Source organism: Paenibacillus sp. MCAF9 (genome assembly GCF_052114265.1).
GTDB lineage: Bacteria > Bacillota > Bacilli > Paenibacillales > Paenibacillaceae > Pristimantibacillus.
In genome coordinates, this window is sequence record NZ_JBFREL010000008.1 from 47212 (window position 1) to 67380 (window position 20169).

Below are 20169 nucleotides of genomic sequence, written 5' to 3' on the forward strand. Positions count from 1 at the left end.
ACTAAAGTTTCTCGTTTTGGTCGCTGCGCGAGAAGATCATTCTTACGATCGCGGTTGTAACCAGATTTTTTGATTGACTAAGTCATTTAAAGGTAAAAATCCGGCTACAAAGGCGAACACTTCGTTTCTCCAGAACGATCTTCTCGCTGCGCTTAAACTGTATTTCTTTAGTTCAACCAATATAGGAACTCCACTAACAACAAAACCTCTGCTTTACATCAAAGAAAAGACTCGCAGCGAAGAGGCTGCAAGTCTTTTTCTGTTCAATTCAATTATTTAGAAAACTGCCATGCGCGAAACGTGAACAAATCCGTATCGGCTTTGCCTTTGAACACAAAATACAGATCGTGAATGCCTACGGCGCCTTCAACCACCGTATTTATTTCTGTCCAGCCTGCCGATCCGTCTGCCTGTGGAACAGCAAGCGTACCTATCAAATCGCCATCCGGACTGTCCAAACGAAGCTCTATGACGGCAGCCTCGCTTCCGCCTGCTATGAACGCCGAAAACGTAGAGGCGCCGGCGCCGAAGTCCACGCCTGACACAGCTGTCCAATCGCCGTTGTGAATAGCTCCGATTGCAACCTCTTCTACCGTCGTTCCGTTATCGTCCATCTTATGAGGCAACGCATCAATGCCTGCGCTCCAAGCAAGCGTTCCCGCCTCCACTCGCACGAACGGGTTAAGCTTATCGAGCTGCGGTACGCCTTTCAAATCCGCTTCAATTTCTAGAATCGAGCCGTCCGCGCCGAAGCTCACTTTGTTCAAATGCGTCGATCGATAGCCTTTCGGTACACCCATCGCCTTTGATAATGTCTGCGCATGATACGCAATGTACCATTCGTCCTGGAATTGGAACATCGCATGGTGATTATTGCCGCCCACGCCGAAGAAGTGGCCGGGATTTTTCAGAATGGTCCCTTGGTATGTCCATGGCCCCATAGGATGATCGCTTGTCATGTAAGCGATTTCCCCTGCAGGCGGACTCCCTTCTGGACGAATACCGTCATAGAAATTCGAGCAGTACGTGTAATAATAAGTGCCTCCTGCTTTATTGATCCCGGCATCCTCGAACATAAATGGCGCTGGAATGACAGCGGCTTCGCCGACGACGCTGATCATGTCGTCACCTAGCTGCATAACGCGAGCCGTATCCGGCTTCTCCTCTTTGCCCTCTGGGATACCACCGCCGAAGTAGATGTAGCCCTTGCCGTCATCATCGACCAGCACGGCCGGATCGAACAGCCATGTCACGCCTTCTGCGGCCGGCGCCGATCTCGAAATTAACGGCTTGCCGATCGGATCGATCCAAGGTCCCGTCGGGCTGTCGCTCGTCAGCACGCCAATGCCACTGGCGTTATTCGCGAAGTAAAGGAAGAACTTATCCTTGCCGTCAATTACCTTATGCGCCGCTGCCGGCGCCCAGGATTGCGTCGCCCACTTCGCCTCCCCGTCTAGACCAGCGGCAACTACGAAACCATGATCCGTCCAGTTCATTAAGTCCGAGGAGGAAACGATCGACAGCCGCTTGATTGATCCGTAAGAGTTATCCTTCACCTCTCCAGCGGAGTCGTATTCTAGTACGTCGTAGGTATTGTAAATATAAACACGGCCATTAAATACGAGAGCATAAGGATCTGCGCCGAATTTATGGGATACGAGAGGATTGCCGTTCTGCGGAAGCTTCCCGACCGCGCTGGCAGGCGGCTCATAGCTCAGCTTCGAGGTTGCCTGGTTAACGTCATATGCCGTGTTATTATGATTGGATTCCAAGATTTCCAGACTGCTTACCTTCAATTCATCTTTCATTTTCACAATCAACTCCCGCTTTTGTTTTAATGTAATCATAGCCAGCGCTTTGCTGCCGTCAAGATTCGTGAATGAAACCTTGGAACCGTCGTCATTGCTGATCCAAAGCTCCAATCCTTCATCGGAAGGCTTTAAGGCGACATTTGCCGCCGAAACATTATTGAGGTTCAGAACGATCGAACCGACTTCGAATGCAACCGGAATGTGAAGCAAGGCGCGAATTTGTACAACCTCAGCCCCGATCGGGAAATCATCCATGAGTAAATCCACTTCATATGTGCTATCCCTTTTCTTGCTAAGCTCTACCGTCTCTTCCTTCAGATAAGCCGACAGCTTCACATCAGGCCGCTGCTCCGATTCATTCCGGTTAGCCTGCAATTGGCTGAGAAGGAATATCGCTGTGGCGGTCACTGCAAGGGCGGCAATGAGTCCAAAGCGCTTCTTGCTTGTCAAAAAGCTTTCACCTCTTTCCCTATTATTGAACATAGTAAGGTTAACCTCGGCAAGGAACAACCCGCCAAGTTCTCAGTCATTACCCGTCAATTTCTAGTTGTTATGCAGATGAATCCGATCAGAATGCAAAATCGCAATTCAAGCAGCACTGCCAACTAACATCCCTTGGTCAAAAAACTATTGCAGGTTCCATTTGTTTCGATATTCGGAAGGTGACATTTGCTCCAGCTTATCGAATTGAGTGATGAAATAATCGGAATTGTTAAACCCGACACGCTCTGCCACCTCGTATATGCGCAAGTCCTTAATCCTCAACAATTTTTTCGCTTCTGTAATTCTCACCTGCTGCAGATATTCATTAAAGTACACACCGTATTTTTTTTTGAAGAGCTGTCCTAAATAAGCCGGATTCAAATAGAATTGACCAGCAATGATTTTCAAACTAATATTTTTGCTGTAATTTTGGTCAATGTACGTTTTGATTTTGTGAATTCTCCCCTTCCCGTAGGTTCTGTATAGCATGTTGATCAAATCGCTTGCTTCGAAAACGAAAGCGTTAAGCAGCCGTTTGATCTCGTCTAACGTGACATTATAATCATACCAATTTATAATTGGCTCAAAGGACGTCAGCTCGGTTTCATCACCTTCCATGCTTCTAATCGATATACTAATCAATAGCACGCAATGTACGATGCTTGTTTGAATCGCCTCGGGCGAGAAACGTTTCTCGCGAAATTCAGAAAATATCCGATTAACGACCAGTTTGATTTCATATGAATCATTCTCCTCTACTGCCTCTACCAACTTCCGATATAGGTCGTCGTCAAATTGTCCGTAAACCAATGTTGTTTCTTTCACTTCGCTATATGCAATGAAACACTCGGCGCTTCTGTAATACTTGCTAGTTACTGCTTTCTTGGCGCTTGCATACGATTCCTTGATCTTATCCAATTGCTTGACCGTTGTTCCCGCGTATGCGCGATACGGAAGCCCATAGCGATGTTCGAGCCGCATTAATAAAAGCTCCATAAACGTCTTTATGCTTCCTCCAACGCCAGCAAGATACATGGAGGGAACGATCAACCCATAGGTTCTTCCGTGCTCGTATATAAACGGCTCTGACGCCCTTGGGACGATTTGCTGTATCGCATCCCGAATGTCTGCCCGAATTTTCTCCTCTAACGGAAGCTTCCTTCCGCTCCAAGGATGAACGTTATTCAGCTCAATTAACGTGTATGTAAACGCCTCTGATCCGATCGCCATTTCCAGCACTATGCTTTCCTCTTTCGCCGTCCCCGTCGATTCTCCCCTGATCAATGTTTCGATCTGCTTCTGGTTGTTCAGCATGCGTTTACGCACTTGAAGCTGTTTTTTCTTCTCCAGCTTGTCGTGCAGCTTCACAAGTGCACAAACAAAGTCATCTTCTTCGATAGGCTTAAGCACATAATCCAATACGCCCAAACGAACGGCCTGCTGCGCATAACAGAAATCGGTATGCCTGCTTATAATAACGAACTCGGTATCGAGCTTCTCCTCCTCCGCAGCTTGGATTAAGGCAAGACCGTCGAGTACGGGCATTCGGATATCAGTGATGACAAGATCGGGTTTTTTATCTCTAATCATGGCAAGCGCGTCCTTGCCATTAGCCGCTTCACCGATCACTTGATAACCGTTGCCCTCCCAATCTATCATTCCTATAAAGTCTTTGCGGAAAAATAGTTCGTCGTCGACAATAATAACGCTATGCATGAGGCAGCCCTCTCTCTTCGAAAATTGAAAAGTGCTATATTTTTTAAAGTAAACGCTATAATTCCTTAAGCATCGACCATGTTATGATAGGTTCAAAAAAATGTAATGTGGAGGTTGCGACAATGTCAGACTCAAACCAAGGTGCTTTCCATACAGGCAGCTACAGAAATCTATTCAAGGAACTTGGGTATTCCTTTCAGGAAATCGAAAGCAAGCTGGAGCAGGCTTGGAACGAACTGTTCTATGGCAGCTCTGAAATGCGCATCTATTACCCTTTGGGCGACGACAAAGGGTATCTTCTAGATACCGGCAATCTGGATGTACGCTCAGAAGGCATGTCTTACGGCATGATGATGGCGGTGCAAATGAACAAAAAAGATGAATTCGACAGGCTATGGAACTATGCGAAGACGTTCATGCAGCATAAGGACGGGCGTTACAAGCATTACTTCGCGTGGCACTGCAAGCCGGACGGCTCTCGTATTTCTCAAGGTCCAGCACCCGACGGGGAAGAATTTTTCGCCATGGCCTTAATTTTCGCCTCGAACCGCTGGGGTAACGGGCCAGTGCCGTTTGATTATTCCGAGCAAGCCAAAACAATTCTGCGCGCATGCATCCATCAGGGAGAGAACGGCGAAGGCGACCCGATGTGGGATCCAGCAACGAAGCTGATTAAATTCATACCTGAATCGCCGTTTAGCGATCCCTCCTATCATCTTCCGCACTTCTATGAATTGTTCGCGATTCATGCCGATGAACAGGACAGGCCGTTCTGGAGAGATGCCGCTGAAGCGAGTCGCGCTTACCTGCATGCCGCCTGCCATCCGGAAACGGGACTCTCCCCCGAATACGCTAACTATGACGGAACACCTGCGGTACCTCAGCGGCACGGCGACTTTCGGCATTTCTTCAGTGACGCTTACCGCGTAGCGGCGAATATCGGACTTGACTATGAATGGTTCCGCAAGGACCCATGGCAAATCAATCAAAGTAATCGCATCCAGGCGTTCTTCCGCAACATCGATGTTTCCGACTATCGTCGCTATACTATCGAAGGCAAACCATTTGAGGAACTGGCGCTGCATCCGATCGGCCTTCTCGCCACGAATGCAATGGCATCTCTCGCTGCGGACGGACCCGATGCCGCCTATTTTGTCCGCTTGTTCTGGGACACGCCCCTCCGTACCGGCGATCGGCGCTATTACGATAATTGCCTGTATTTCTTCAGTCTGCTGGCATTAAGCGGCAACTACCGTATTTATTAAACAATTTCACAAGGTGAAACGGCTGTCGCCGTCATTTGGCGGCGTGGCTCGATTCATTCCGAGAAATATAAGACTTCGATTGCGATCCGCGGCACCGCTCGGCCTCTCGTTACATCAATTTATCGTCTTCAAGATACATCCACAACCTGACGAACCCTATGTTTTTACCCTTCAAATTGCAGTACTGCAACAACCGGCTGCGCGCAGAAACAATAAACAAGGCGAAAGGATAAGAGAAACCTTATCCTTTCGCCTTGTTCATTGGAATTCATCTATTATACGTTGAGTGAATCGCGATACTCTTGGGGCGTCATGCCCGTCACCTTCTTGAAGAAACGCGTGAACGAATGAGCGGCTTCATACCCGACTGATACGGCAACCTCTCTTACCTTCAAATCGTTGTCATGCAGCAGTTCCTTCGCTTTTCTTGCTCTGCAGGTGTCGATATATTCAGATAGATTAATGCCTCGTTCCTGCTTGAAGAAACGCGACAGATAGGATGGATTGAAGTAGTGGATTTCCGCAAGCCTTACCAAAGAAAGGTCCTCCCTCAGATGGTCGTCGATGTACTGGCAGATTCGGTCAATAACTTGCGAGGTTCTGTCCCGCTCATCGCTCTGCTTATATCGGAAAATCGCTTCCGCGGTTTGCTTCAAATACTCGAACCCCTCCTTCATCGAGGCATGGCAGTCCAGTCGCATCAGCTTCCCGTGATCATCAAGGCGGCTTTGCAACCCCAGCTTGTTCAAGCACGAGTAGAGTATCAGAGCAACCGAATAATAAGCTTCGATGGATCGCTGCGCTTGCTCGTTGTGAAGCAGCGCCACTCTCGACAATTGCTCCCAATCAGAATAAAACTCTTCCGCACGGCCAGCCTCCAAATGTGCAGCCATAATTTCTACTTTACGGCTCGGTACGAATGCTTCTTTCCCCGAAAATCCGTCCATATTCTCGTCATGATCCCTTAGAATCATGCCAATGCCGGTTCCGATCCTAAGCTGCTGCAGTCGGCGCAGTCTCTCATATTGCTGGGTGATGGCCGTCCAATCGCAGCTTGCTCCGCTTATTGTCAACGTGATTTCCAGTTTAAGAGAGGAGAGGCAGGCTTCTTGGATAAGCTCGAGTACCCCCTCGATATAACATGCAAAGTCGACGGCTGGTTTCCCACCGCTTTCACTTCCAGGCTGTATGAACCACATAAGGTCACCATGCCGATCGACAATTCCGATGCTCTTCACATGGTCCTTCAGCAAGGAATCCCATATCGTCCTGGCCGAAGCAAGCAGCTTGCTCCTCTCCGTATACGTCATGCCGGACGGGTACGACAACCTAGCAAGCACGAGCATGACAGTTTTCGTTGGGTCCAGTCCGATATTCAAATGGCCGAATTCCTCCATGAGCTCCTTCTGCTCCGAACAGAGCGAATCGCTCTCATGCAGCAGTTGCCTCATATAATCACCTTGCGCCATGAACTCGTATGCATACTTCTGCTCACGTGATTGCTCAAGCAACATGTTCTCGACCGTGCTTCGCTGAATATCGAGCAAGGCGCCCCGGACGGCTTCCGTCACTTTCGCATACCCTTCTGTCTTCAGCAAATAACGGACATCCGGCATTTGAAATGCCCGGTAAGCAAAATCGAATTCGCTATGTCCCGTAAGAAAAATGACCTTGCATCTCGGCCAATACGTCAATATTTCTTCCGACAACTCCAATCCGTTCTTGCCCGGCATGGCGATATCAGTCATTACAATATCGATGCGCGTTCGCGACATCCATTCCAAAGCTTCCTTAGCCGAATACGCCTTGCAAACGTCCAATTGATCCGGAATGAGCTTGCTCAACACCTCATAAAGTCCGTCGGTTATAATTTCCTCGTCATCGACGATTAGCAGCCGGTGCATCCCCATCCGCCTCCTTTGAATTTATGCGTATTTCGACTCGCAAGCCACCTAACTCACTTCTTGATAGAAACAAGCCGCTGCCTTCGCCATAGGTCAGTATAATCCGACGGTGGATATTAATGATCCCTGTCATTTCATGCGCTTCCCCGTTATTTGCCATTTGACCGTTCAAAGCGTCGATTAGAGCGTCGTCGATCCGGCTTCCGTTGTCTTCGACGACAATCATGGATTCCTGCTCATTCCGTACAAAGAAGATGCGCAGAAAGCCCTCCTCCGACATTTTCTCAAGACTATGTTCATACGCGTTCTCGATAATCGGCTGAACGATAAGCCTTGGTACACGTATGCGCTCCATTTCCTTCGGCAGCTCGTCGAACTGTACGCTTATGCGTCTAGAAAACCTAAGCTTCTGGATCTCGGTATACATCCTTGCATGCTTGATTTCCTCCGAAAGGTAAACATTATCCTCCCCGTTGCGCGTAATGAATCTGAAATATTCGCCCAGCATATTTGTAAAAAGCTCAATACGATCCGTATCGCCCGTTTTGGCAAGCGAATTAAGGATAAAGAAGCTATTGTACAGGAAATGCGGGTTAATCTGTGACTGCAGCTGCTTCAGTTCAGCCTTCTGCATCATCAGCTTCTGCTTAAAATCCTGATCGATCAGCGTCTGCAATTTGTTCAGCATCTGATTAAAACGATCATATAAATAACCGAATTCGTCCTTCTTCTCGTGATCGATCTGAATATCCAGCGTACCGCCTTCCATTCTGCGGAAGCTCTGAACAAGCAGCAGCAGCGGCCGATGAACGAGCCTGTATGTCGAGAGGGAATAAACAACTATAGCGAGAATCGACGTACCCGTGAACAGCCAAGCCCATAAATTAAACTTATTAAGCGGTCTCTTGACCGTCTCCTCCGGCAAATACGTAACGACAGAAAGCCCTAATTCCGGCGAATTGGCTTTGTCGACATGATATGTTTGTCCATTTACTTTCAATAGCAGGGTACTTTCTTTCGAAAGGCGGGTTGTTTGCAAATATTCATTCAAAATAATGCTAGATTTGTCGTTGCCAAGCAGCATAAAATCCACCTCATCGGCGATCAGGAAAGAACCGCTCTCAGCATAAACGCTCATTTGATTTAACGATTCCTTCAGCTTCGCCGTATCGAGCTCGATCTGCACGATGTAGAGCGGCTCTTCCCCCTTCCTTCCCCCGAACTTGGAGGCGCTTAGATGAAGTGAATCTCCCTGCCTGATGAGACGCTTCGCCCCGTTTCGTTCCGACACGGCACGGATTTGGTCATACCTTCCTTGCTCGAGATCGTGAACGGCATTGCCGAATGAGAGCGTTTTGCCGATGGAGGGGATATGAACGTATATATCCTTCATATAAGCGCTGCTGTTCTTAATGGAGGTCAGCCGATGAACCAAGTAGTCCATGCTCTCCTTCTTCTCGACGCTGTCCATCATATCCCATGTTACCGCGACTTTCGTAAGCTCTCCTTCCTGCAGCATATCGAATTGCTGAACCTCCAGCCATTCCACCTCGCGGTTCATGTCCTCAAGATACGATGACAGCTGCGCCAAGGTGTTTCTGGAAATGTCCTCGCTCGCGTTGGTGTAGCTCCAGTTATATAAATAAACGCCAAGTAAGATAATAGGCAAAATGACGACGAGATGCATGATAACAAGCCTTAAAAACAAAGCATGGCGCATGGAATTGACGGGTATCTTAATCAATCTTACACAACTCCTCGCAAGCAGCTTTATCTATGGAGGGAACAAGGAATACTAAAGGAACGCCATGAGAGAACCTACTTCTTATCTAGGATGTACCGTCTTTCTTGGTAAACCACTCGTTTACCTCAGCCGTCATCTGCGATCCGCCTAATCGATGCCATTCTTCAACGAAACGGTCAAACTCCTCGATAGGCCGTCCAAGAATAATGTTCATATATGTTTTATGCTTCAAATCGTCTAATATGGATTGCTTCTCGATAATCGCTTGCGTCGGAACGCCGACGAACTTCTCGTAGAGCAGCTGATTGTTTTTTTCATAATCCCTGAAGATGGAGAACGCCCCCTTGGGCCCGTAAGTTCGTTCCCACCCCCAGCCGGTCACGTTGTTTTTAGTCAAATACGCATCGATATTTTTTTTGATCGCTTTAGCCTCATCATGCAGCACCGCTTCGTCTCCCGTGGTTCGGAATTCATCCAGCTGGAGAAAAGCCTCGTAGTTTTTGAGCAATGGCGCGGGAGTAAAAGGCGAGAGCTGCCATGCTGGATACGGAGTGCTGTAGTAGGTTTCGTATTCCGCTGTAACGCCCCAATTTTTCTCTAGATGCAAATTGATCATTTTCACGATCGCTTCGGGGTGCTCTACCCCTTTTTTGACGGCTAGAAACTGCGTAGTCGCAAAGCGAAGCGGTACTTTGGGCTTCTCGCCGTTATCCGACACAATAGGGAATGGCTGCCAGTCCGCATCGGCATCCTTCTCGTAGCTCGCTTGAACCAAGAATGAACCCCATTGCTCTCCGAACATCATGCCGATTTTCCCTTCCGAGATCATCGCCTTCTCTTTGCGGCCGTCCTTCAACGCAAATTCCGGATCAATTTGTCCATCGCGGTACATCTGCTGAAGAACGGCTAGCGCCTTTTTCACTTCCGGCTGTACGGCTCCATTCATAAGCTTGCCCATATCATTCTCCAGCCAAATGTTTGGGTAAGCGCCGTAACCGGCCATAAAATCCAAAGCCCCCATAACGGGATCCCACAAATATTGCGTGAGCGCCAGCCCGTACGTGTCGTTTTTGCCGTTTCCATCGGGATCGTCTTCTGTAAACGCTTTCGAAATTGCGAGCAAGTCATTCATCGTCTCTGGCGGCTTTAAATCGAGCCGCTTCAGCCAATCGGTCCGTATCCATAAGTATTGGGCGCCTTCGATCGATGCCGACGTTTCTGGTATCGCCATCAGCTTCCCGTCAATCGTTGCCGCCTCAAACGGCCCCGTCCCTTCCTGGTTCAGCACATCCTTAGTGAACGGCGCTGCATACTGCTCGTACACGCTGGTTAAATCCTGCATGAGTCCTTCGTTTGCCAATTGCCGCAACTGCTGCGCATTCACTCTGACGATATCGGGTATATTGCCAGATGCTAGCGCAGATCCTAATTTTTGTTGATAGAGATCCCTTTTGGCCGTCCATTCGTACTTAACCCGAATGCCAAGCACATCCTCGTAGAGCTGGCTCCACCGATTGTTATCGAGTGTCTCCCCCGGAAAATTGGCAATCAAATCAGTAAAATCTTCGTCTATTTCCCGTACGAGTGAAATTTCGATCGGAGGATTATATTTAGTTAAGCCTAAATCCGTATACATCGATTGTTCCATACCTTCGGTATCCGGCTTTTCTGCCACTTCATTATTTTCGCACGCCGTAAGCGTCTGCATAAACATGAATACGGCGAGCATGAGCGCAGCCTTATTCCAAATTCGCCTCCTCAAGATGACAACCCCATTTCTCGACAACGAATTAATCATGCATGTTTATTATTCTCCATGATTAATCACCAAAAAAGCAAGAGCCAATCCTTTATAATGTTATCCAATCTTTACTTGATGAAAAAACGAGTCGCAATTCAAATGCCGATTGCCGATAGCATGCAAAAAACACGCCGGTTCTGGCGTGTTTTCATGTAGGCCTATTATTCCTCTCCCAGCTTTAGCGCTTGGCTAATTCGCGTACGCGACAACCGGTAGACGAGAATCGACAAGCCGATGCCAATCGTGAGCCCAACGATGCCATAGAGCTGCACATAATCGCCAAGCTTGCGCACGATTTGGAACGGCGGCACTTGCTCCGTTGTTGCGAAAGACATTTCGAACAGCGGAACGTATAGATCGCTCGTCAAGTTGCCGATATAGACGCCGATAATGATTGCGGCTCCCGAGGTGAGCGCCTGCTCGCTGACAAGCATGCCGAATACCTGGTAGAACGGAATGCCCATTGCCTGCAGCACTCCGTATTGAAGCGTGCGTCCGGATAAGGTCAGTACCCAGAAGATCAAGAAGCCGAAGAAGCAGATGAGCATTGCAACGGCAAAACCAAGCGTCATAACGCCGTTCATTGCCATCCGCAGCGGAGCGTTTTCGGACTGTATCAATTCCTGCTTTGCGTCACGGACACTCACAAGCGGAATTCCTTTCTCCGCAAGCTGATCGTAGATATGCGAGCTGGAAATGCCGGCCTTCAGCTTATACCATACCTCGTATGGCTCGAATCCAATTCGATTCTGAATTGTACCCAGATGTCCAACGATCAGATGAGGTTTCTCCGTCTTCATGTCTCCGAACGACCTTTCGGAAGGCAGAGGATTCCATGTCGGCCAATAGTCGATAATGCCATATACAGTGAACAGGGCTTGGGATTGTCCCTGCCAATAAACCCGAATATTATCGCCCGGCTTTACGCCGTGCTCCTCAGCAATGGAACGAGAGACGAGCACCGCCATCGGGTCTGGCGCAATAAGATTAAGATAGTTGTTAATGTGAGAATCAAGCAATCCGTCTTTCATCCAGACCGTCTTGCCGTAATCCAACGTGTCGATGCCGATTACCGTCATAACGCCTGAGCTCTTGTTTTTCGTTTCTACGAAAAACGCGTCTTCCTTCCTGAACACTTTGGCTGCCGATTCCACGCCATCCAGCTCTCTCATCGGCTGGATGGGCGGCTCAATGTACTTAATTTGCTTCGAATTCGGTGCCAGACTTGCTTGACCTCCGGAATCGGACTCGTAGGTTTCCCACTTGGCCTTCACCGTGATATCCGCGCCAATAGCATATTGAATTTTACTTTCCATATTATCGTTAATTGTCCGCGCTGCATTGGCACTGAACAACCCTGTCGCTACAGTCATAATTAGAAACACCTTGATCGTCAAATATTGGCCGGATGAGCGACTGATCTGCACAAGCGAATGGTAAAGCGACGGCGGCCACCATCTGCGACCAGCCCAATATAAGAACCGAATGAACCATGGATAGACGCGAAGCGCCAATAGCCCCCCGCCAAGCGTGAACATTGCGGGCATGAAGAACAGCAGAGGATCAACCTGCAAGGCATTGGCATCGAGCGCAAGCCGCTGCAAATCGTCCATTCGTTTATTGAAGTTAATCAGTAAATAGATGGCCAATCCGACCAAAATAATATCAATTCCGCTCTTGTACCAGAACGAGAGCTTAGCTCCTCGAGCCATCTTCTGCTTGTGGCTAACGATGCTGACGCGAGTAGCCATAAATGCCGGAATCAGGATCAGCAGAAGCGCCGCACCAACGGCAACCGCTCCAATCTTGTAAGACTTGCTGCTCAAGCTGATCTCAAGCGCCGAACGCTGGACGAACTCCAGAAAGCCGCTGGAAGCGCCCAGCAATTGTGTAAATTTCACGCCAAGAAACGGTCCGATCGCAAGTGCACTGAGGCCAAGAAGCAAGCCTTCTACGGTATAAGCCGTCATCAGCTGCGTACGGCTTGCTCCTCGGCTGCGCAGCACGGATATCTCCGTCTTCTGCTGATTAATAATCAGGTTTGCAACCATATATAAATAGAAGGAGAGCATTAGCATGACGGGCGTATACAACGCCAACATCATAAAGGCCAGTTGATTCTCCGTCGCATGATATGATGCCGCTGTCGGCGTTGCCGGAATTTCGACCTCGGCAATGCCGATATAACCTTGGAAAAAACGTCTAATCTCGGTATCCGCCTTAACGAGCTGATCGATAAACTCAACGTTCAACTGCTCATATTCCATAGCATAACGCCATTCAAGGAAAGCGATTGCCGCTTTACCTCCTTGTACAAACTCGCGCTCGAACGTCTCAAATGGAATCATGAATCCGTCAACGACCTCTTCTGCAACAAAAGGCAAATATGGCTCCGCATTCGGATCGGTTACAATAAGTCCAACAGGGATTACACGGAAGCGTGCACGATCCCCTGTCATCACTTCGGCGATCAGTTCCTCTCCGAGCTCCCTCTTCGTCGACAGCAAGAAGCGTTCTGTAACGAGCGCCTCGTAGACGCCGTCCGTTCGATCGACGGGCATCCGTCCCTCAATAAGAAGAACCCGATGTTCCATGTCCGTCAGCGTCCTAAAGCCGCCTGTCGCATTCAGCACTTTCTTCTCTTGCTCCGACGCGTCCGCCCCGTATATTTTCATTTTTGATGTAAATCTTTGTTGGTAGAACGCTCTTGCTTCCATTCCCAACCGCTCGGGTATCGATTGTACGAATTGATCGGCCTCGGCGATCTGGCTTCTCGTCTTCTCGTCCGTCGTCTTGGAGGAGACGGTCGTACTAATCCCTACATATCCAGGAAATACGGCTTCCCTCTCTTGAAGCTGCTGGAGCTCCCTCAGCAACGTCCGCTGCAGGATGGCATCAGAATAAAGGGGCATCGAGCAGAATAGAGCCACGCATACAGTCAGACCGAACCATAAGTTCAGCTGCAGCCACTTATTATTCACCATCTTGCGGAGAATCATCGTCAATAATGCCATATCTACACCCCCGTCCTTGATATGAAGTTCATAGCAGGTTGGTTAGAAACCTAGATTATCGGTAAGCCAATGACTGCACTTCGAACATTCGGCTATATTCTCCTTGCAAGCTTAGCAATTGTTCATGTGAGCCTTGCTCGACTAGTGTGCCATTCTTCATTACTAGAATATGATCCGCCATTCGGCAGCTTCCGAGTCGATGAGAGATGAGCAGCGTAATGCGGCCTTCGGCCAGCTCCGTGAATCGCTTGAACAACTCCGCTTCAGCCATCGGGTCCATGGATGCTGTAGGCTCGTCCAGTACCATAATGGCAGAATCTCGCATAAACGACCTCGCGAGGGCAAGCTTCTGCCACTGGCCGACAGACAGCTCGTGCCCCCCATCGAAGATCGGGCCAAGCAACGTATCCATGCCGTCCGGAAGCCCTTGCACAACGTCCGCAGCACCGGACCGCGCGGCAGCCGCCTCGATTGCGGCCAAGTCTTCCATCCGGCCTACATCGCCGAACCCAATATTATCCTTCACGGATACTTGGTATCTTAGAAAATCCTGGAATACCGCTCCAGTACGGTCGCGAAATGTGTTAACGTCCAGCTCCATCAAGTCAACGCCGTCGTATTTTATAGAGCCCGAATATTCACGGTAGAGGCCAATGAGGCAATTAACGAGCGTGCTCTTGCCCGCGCCGTTCTCCCCTACAATCGCTACTGTCTGATTCGGTTTGATTCGGAACGATATATCGTTAAGCACTGGCTTCAGGCTGGTTGGATAGGCAAAAGTCAAATGATCAACGGTAATGCCTTCCGCAATGGGGCTGTTCAGCACATGCCGTCCCTGCCCGTTCTCTTCCTCCGAATCCAAAAAGTCGTAATACTCGTTCATGACGAGCGTTTCCTCGTAGATGGACGATAAGTTCTGAGCAATCATGCGCATTGAAGCTTGAGTCGTGGCCAGCACTTGCGCGATCGCGACATAAGCCCCGAGCGATAGCTGCTGTGAATAACATACCCAGACTGCATAACAGGAGAATAAAAAGGCAAGCACTCCGTTCAGACCTTCAATTCCTATTCGCATTTTTTGCGCTCGAAGCTCGACCTTCTTCTGCTCGCCAGCATTTTTCCAGAAATATCCACCCCAATAGTGTAGCAGCTTATTAGCGTGCCGATACAATCTGACCTCCTTAGCGGACTGACGGTTGGTCATCAGATCGAAGAAGTAGAACAGGCGCCGCGAGAACGGCGTCTGCACGCGCATCAGCCAATACTTCCATTCACCGATTCTCATATGTACAACAAGCGTCGGAACCACAACAAGCACCATTCCCAGCGACAATACAAAGCTGAAATGCCACAGCAGGGCGAAGAATGAAGCAACCGTGAGCAGCGATTGGCAAATGGAAAAAAACTGCTCTATCAGTTGAAAACCTCGAAAAGAGACGTTCATCTTAGCCCTTTGCAGTTGATCATAGTATTGTGGCTGCTCGAATCGAGACAGCGGAATACTCATTGATTTCCCCGCCAGCATCGTTTCCATTTTGAATTGCGTCTTCTGTTTCATCAGCATCGTCATGTATTGGGCTGCGGCATCCAAAAGCGCGCCAATCAGCAGCAGACCGCCGCTTGCCGCCAGCCACTTGACGGGCTCCGACATCTCGCCATCACGCGTGAGCAGTCCGGCGACCGCATCTGTCAATTCCTTCACGACCAATACCTGCGTAGCCGGAATGAATGCGCTCACAACTCGCATAACGAGAAGCAGCAGGACGAGTGGCGCCGATAAACGCCACACGAGCATCAATGAACGCCCCAGTATGGCTATTATGCTACGAATCCCGATGTTCGGTCTCTGAGTTTGATTTGTCATATTCATCTTCTCCATTGCACGCATAGGATTCCGGCTGCTCAAGGTGATGCCATAAAGTCAGTTCAAGCATGAGACGCCTCCTTTTTATCTTTCACAGATTCATAACACTTCGAAAAGTTGTTTCGCGTATGCACTTGCATTTCAAATCCTGCTCTAGCTCTAAAGCATAATGTTGCAGGGATTCACGAATCGGCAGGCCATTATGAATGGCAGCTAACCGATTAGGACTTCACTATCGAGATATCCACGATATGTGACACCATCTACCGCTGCGATACGCCTGCCGTTCAAACTTGTCGCCCACTCCAGCGAATAAGGGTTAAATGGAATATAAACGTTCTCTCCTGCTGCTCTCAGTTTGACAATCGTATCGTTCAGCTTTTCCCAGTCCCATTGATTCGAAGGCGGGTCCAATCCAAGCGATTCAAAAGCTTGCTTATTATAGTAGACAATCATTGGATTGATCTTGCTCTTAATGCCCAGCACGTAGCCGTCATTAGAGGAGATCACATACTCGCTAACGCCTGTTTCATTCATATTCAGCGGTTCAATTGCGCCGCGCCGATACAATTCTAGCATCTGATTAGGCGCAAGTTCGAAGATATCCGGTACATCCTGTACCCTCTGCGTTACTGTATACAAATCGGCTGGCTTTGTAGTTTTTATCCAAGTCGGCACAGAATTAGAGCCTTGTGTAAAATTATAATCATTTATCCAACGTATCATAATGTTCGTATTAGGATTGAGATCTCCAAATCGTTTGATTTTCCGCGCTAGCCGATGGTGCTCCACACCATAAAACGAGCCGTTAATGGATACAAGCTGGATGGTCAGCGTGTCTTTCGACTTGGGTTCCTCACTGTTCCGTGCTGCTTCTTCAATTGTTGTTGTCGACACGCAGCTGGATAATAAAGTAATGAAAAGCAATGCTACATTTATCATCATTGTGTATTTCACGACAGGGCTCCCACGATTTAAAAAGTAATCTGTCAGATAACCGATTAGACTTGCTGCTCTGCATTGGATCTTTGCCGATAAAAGGCTAGTCTGCTTTTCTTCGGCTGCTTCGGAGCCCACGTAAGGAGAAGGTCAAATTGCTCTTCATTCGTAATCAATCCTTTGGATGTGACTTTACCATCCGGAGATAGCAAATAGCCGAATGGGAACCGATCGGTCTTAATTGCTTTCAAGCTTTCCTCGTTCTCCAGTTGAACAATCGGCACCATAAGGCTGTAGTTATGACCGATTGCCTTAACCTCTTGCAAATCACCATACATCATTGAGATAAACTCGTATTGATCGTTTTTGTTCTGCATGAAAGGATTGATTAGTGGATATAACGTCGTGCATGTGCCGCAGGTCGGAGAGGTTACCAATATAATTTTCTTTTTTCCTGAATCATTATGAACCGCAGCTTGTCCGCCAGTGATCGTCTGAAAGTGTGTTACTGGAAATTTCTCCCCTAGCGGCGCACCGAAATCGGAGTACAACAGTTCTTTTAGCTTGAAAGGCATATAGACCTTATTGCGCAACCGCAGCACACTGACCGCTAACATTATGACTAATAACCATAGAACAGCATTCGCAATGGATTGCATGTTATCCAACTCCCCCTTACTTGGAACCGTCACTTGCTAAAGTACCGAATGCCGCGTACGGCATTAAGCTGTAAACCAGAAGCACACCGATCGAACCAACTCCAGCATAATAGATATCTTCGATTGGATACTCCACCCATACAGTTGTTGTTCCGGTTGATAAGAGATATAGGGTAATGACAAGTAACAGGACAACCCGTAGTACCGTATTCCAACCGAACGACTCTGGATTAATATTGCCGAAGCAATTACAGGCCACTTTCAGCTGGCGTTTATATGCCCGGTAGATAGACCACACAAAGCAGCCTAGTAAACACAAGATTATTAAATACGCGAGATACTGAGTCCCTGAAAATATAAGTAGGATCGAAACAGATAATTCTAGCAGTACAACAACAGCTGCACTCGGTAAAACAAGTCGGCGGCTGATTTCTAATTGTTCAATCGTCTTCTTAAAATCTGCGAAACTGATTAGTTTTCCGAATCCAGACAACAAAAAGGTAACCAATAACAGGAACTGCAAAAAGGGACCCATCACTTTATGATCCTCCTATTCCAACATGAAATATAATGAGAAAACACGGCATAAAGCCGTGTTTTCTCATTATTGTAAGCATGTAGTCCACTGATTTTAAAGGTTGCAGCAACCCGACGAAGTCTGGGATAGAATGACACCATCACATACGTAATTCACCAGTTGAACCCCCAGTTTAGAAGAACCTCCGCAGGAACTCGCCAGACAGCCCCCTGATTGATATCCACACATATAATCACCTCCGTTTCTTTTTTTTTACCAAGACCAGTCCTTAGAGAGTACAGACTACAGAATCGACAAAACTCTCGGACTCACAACCATTTTAACATTTATGGAATAATTTATAATACATGTCTAATTATTGGTTTTTAATTCAAAAACATTATTTGTCTCTCGCATCGCTATCCAGTTGATCCGCATACTGTTTTAGCATATCTCTAATTGACTGCCCGTCCCTGATCGCAAGCAGTGGTTTTGGCAAAAATAATTGTATCGCGTCATAAAAACCGATTTCGGCTACCTCATGCGTATTAAGTATTGCTGGAACGGACCTTTTCATAGCCATTATAATTATCAATTTCCGTGCAGCGTCCACTGGCTCCTTCAAGGTTCTTGTAGCGGTCTGAAGTGTATGCGAAGCAATATCCGAATACAATGAATCTCGATCTTCTGATAGATACCGAATTAACTGCATAGCCAATTCTTTATGTTCAGATTTCGAGGTTAGGGATAATCCCGATATTAAAGCCGGATTATGACCGTTCGTTCCCACAGGTAACGCTGCCACTCCGATTTGGTTATTCTCTTGCGCAATCTCCTCATAGCTGTTTTTCATAGATATATTAAAACCATACGCATATTCTATCGCTAGCGCGATTTTACCATCGACCAAATCGTAAGGCATAGGGGGACGTATATCAGTTAAGGACATCGAGGCATATTCCATTTTCGTTCCGATAGTCATAATCCACTTGGCAGCTTTAATTGCATTATCACTATCGATATAACCGGCGAATGACCTGCCGTCTACTCCGACAACACGTCCACCGTACAGTCCCGTTGCCCACTCCAGTGTAAATGGCGATAGAGGAATATAGAGCGTCTCTCCCGCAGCCTTCAGCTTGACGATCGCATCGTTCAACATATCGATATCCCATTTTTCCGAAGGAACTTCAATCCCCAAGGCAGAAAAAATATCTTTATTGTAGTAAAGAATCATCGGGTTAATCTTGCTTTTCATACCCAGAACATACCCGTCATTAGTCGCAATCGCATAATCGACTAGATCCGATTCGTTCAAATTTAACGGCTCGATAACTCCCATCCCATACAATTCTCGCATCTGGTAGGGCACCAGTTCAACGATATCCGGAACGTTATTAGAGTCCTCATACAGCTCAGAAGGTACCTCAATTGGAGTCCAAGGGGCAAACAAAACTGGAGATTTGCTATACGGATTATTATAAGACTGAACCCACTCGATCTTAATTTCCACATTCGAATGCATATCGGCAAAACGCTGGATCTTCTGAGGGAGCGTATCCCCGCTATAACGACCAACCAGCTTAATGGTTAGCTGCTGTTTCTCCCCGACTCGAGCAGACGTATCGTTATTCTTGAGTGTATGCGATGACGACATACAACTCGATAACGTCATAACGAAAATAAGCAGTATCCCCAGTTTTCTGATGTTTGACATGAACATATTTCTCCTCTACGCCTTTACTTCACATGACAATGCAATGTCAGATGCTAATCTCTAGAGCCAAATTCAATTTCTAATTCTTTCGCATATTGCTAACGAAATGTTTTCTTTATAAAAAAGTGTAACGTTTACATGTTTTGTAAACAACCTTTTGTTCAATGGTTTCTATACCTGTTAGATGATGGGATTTTCCACACAAGAGCATGGGTCAGATACTCATTTCATCGCACTAAAAAACAAACAAGCAGCCGACATGGTCAACTGCTTGTTTGGTCTATACATTTCCACTATTCGGTTACAAATATGACTTTCTAATCGTGCTAGGAAACCTCAGCAATCTATAACAATTGCTGAAGGAACACGCCTCCATGATAAATTTTCATGCCTTATTTATACATCTGGAAATACCACATTTGGAATCCCTGGTCTTTATAGAATCTTATCGTTTCTTCCCACTTCCTGTTTGACGAACCAACCAATATTCTTGAGACTTTATTACTATTGCTCTTGAATATTAAATGCTCAACTAGCTTTCTGCCTATTCCAAGAGATCGAAAATCAGGATCCACATACACTTCAAATATTTCCAAGTATTTCTCATCATGCTTTATAACTGGTTGAGCGTTCCCTTCCCTTACATCACCAAAGCAATAACCAATAATTTTATGATCAATCTCAGCAATAAGGAAATACTCATTTAGTCGAGTACGGATTTTTCTGTGGTCCAAG

The 20169-nt window shown here is 47.4% G+C and carries 13 protein-coding genes; 1 reads left to right on the top strand and 12 read right to left on the bottom strand.

The window, feature by feature from the left end; genetic code table 11:
- Positions 1-272: 272 nt before the first annotated feature.
- Positions 273-1808: a glycoside hydrolase family 43 protein gene (locus tag AB4Z45_RS15815; protein ID WP_441910389.1), complete on the bottom strand. Its 1536-nt coding sequence runs from the start codon at positions 1806-1808 to the stop codon at positions 273-275.
- 630 nt (positions 1809-2438) lie between these two features.
- Positions 2439-4010: a response regulator transcription factor gene (locus tag AB4Z45_RS15820; RefSeq protein WP_441910287.1), complete on the bottom strand. Its 1572-nt coding sequence runs from the start codon at positions 4008-4010 to the stop codon at positions 2439-2441.
- A gap of 122 nt (positions 4011-4132) precedes the next feature.
- On the opposite strand from AB4Z45_RS15820, the gene AB4Z45_RS15825 reads away from it, so the two are divergent.
- A complete protein-coding gene (locus AB4Z45_RS15825) occupies positions 4133-5275 on the top strand; it encodes a glycosyl hydrolase family 8 (RefSeq protein WP_441910288.1) in 1143 nt (380 codons plus the stop codon).
- A gap of 275 nt (positions 5276-5550) precedes the next feature.
- On the opposite strand, the gene AB4Z45_RS15830 is transcribed toward AB4Z45_RS15825, so the two are convergent.
- The 10 genes from AB4Z45_RS15830 to AB4Z45_RS15875 form a co-directional block, all read right to left on the bottom strand.
- Entirely contained in the window at positions 5551-7179 is a 1629-nt protein-coding gene (locus tag AB4Z45_RS15830) for a response regulator transcription factor (protein ID WP_441910289.1), read from the bottom strand.
- Positions 7154-8923 (bottom strand): sensor histidine kinase, encoded by a 1770-nt coding sequence (locus AB4Z45_RS15835; RefSeq protein ID WP_441910290.1) that lies wholly within the window; start codon positions 8921-8923, stop codon positions 7154-7156. Before AB4Z45_RS15835 ends, AB4Z45_RS15830 begins: the two co-directional genes overlap by 26 nt.
- 85 nt (positions 8924-9008) lie before the next feature.
- Positions 9009-10721: an extracellular solute-binding protein gene (locus AB4Z45_RS15840; protein ID WP_441910291.1), complete on the bottom strand. Its 1713-nt coding sequence runs from the start codon at positions 10719-10721 to the stop codon at positions 9009-9011.
- A gap of 164 nt (positions 10722-10885) precedes the next feature.
- Positions 10886-13738: an FtsX-like permease family protein gene (locus AB4Z45_RS15845; protein ID WP_441910292.1), complete on the bottom strand. Its 2853-nt coding sequence runs from the start codon at positions 13736-13738 to the stop codon at positions 10886-10888.
- A gap of 55 nt (positions 13739-13793) precedes the next feature.
- On the bottom strand, positions 13794-15533 hold the full coding sequence (locus AB4Z45_RS15850) for an ABC transporter ATP-binding protein (RefSeq protein WP_441910293.1): 1740 nt from the start codon (positions 15531-15533) through the stop codon (positions 13794-13796).
- 282 nt (positions 15534-15815) lie between these two features.
- Positions 15816-16559, bottom strand: a complete 744-nt coding sequence (locus AB4Z45_RS15855) for an extracellular solute-binding protein (RefSeq protein WP_441910294.1) — start codon at positions 16557-16559, stop codon at positions 15816-15818.
- 44 nt (positions 16560-16603) lie between these two features.
- On the bottom strand, positions 16604-17200 hold the full coding sequence (locus tag AB4Z45_RS15860; RefSeq protein ID WP_441910295.1) for a hypothetical protein: 597 nt from the start codon (positions 17198-17200) through the stop codon (positions 16604-16606).
- Between the two features lie 16 nt (positions 17201-17216).
- Positions 17217-17735, bottom strand: a complete 519-nt coding sequence (locus AB4Z45_RS15865) for a MauE/DoxX family redox-associated membrane protein (protein ID WP_441910390.1) — start codon at positions 17733-17735, stop codon at positions 17217-17219.
- 382 nt (positions 17736-18117) lie between these two features.
- The gene (locus AB4Z45_RS15870; RefSeq protein WP_441910296.1) at positions 18118-19434 is read right to left on the bottom strand and encodes an ABC transporter substrate-binding protein; all 1317 of its coding nucleotides are present in this window, start codon (positions 19432-19434) and stop codon (positions 18118-18120) included.
- A gap of 392 nt (positions 19435-19826) precedes the next feature.
- Positions 19827-20168, bottom strand: a complete 342-nt coding sequence (locus AB4Z45_RS15875) for a GNAT family N-acetyltransferase (RefSeq protein ID WP_441910297.1) — start codon at positions 20166-20168, stop codon at positions 19827-19829.
- Position 20169: the final 1 nt, after the last annotated feature.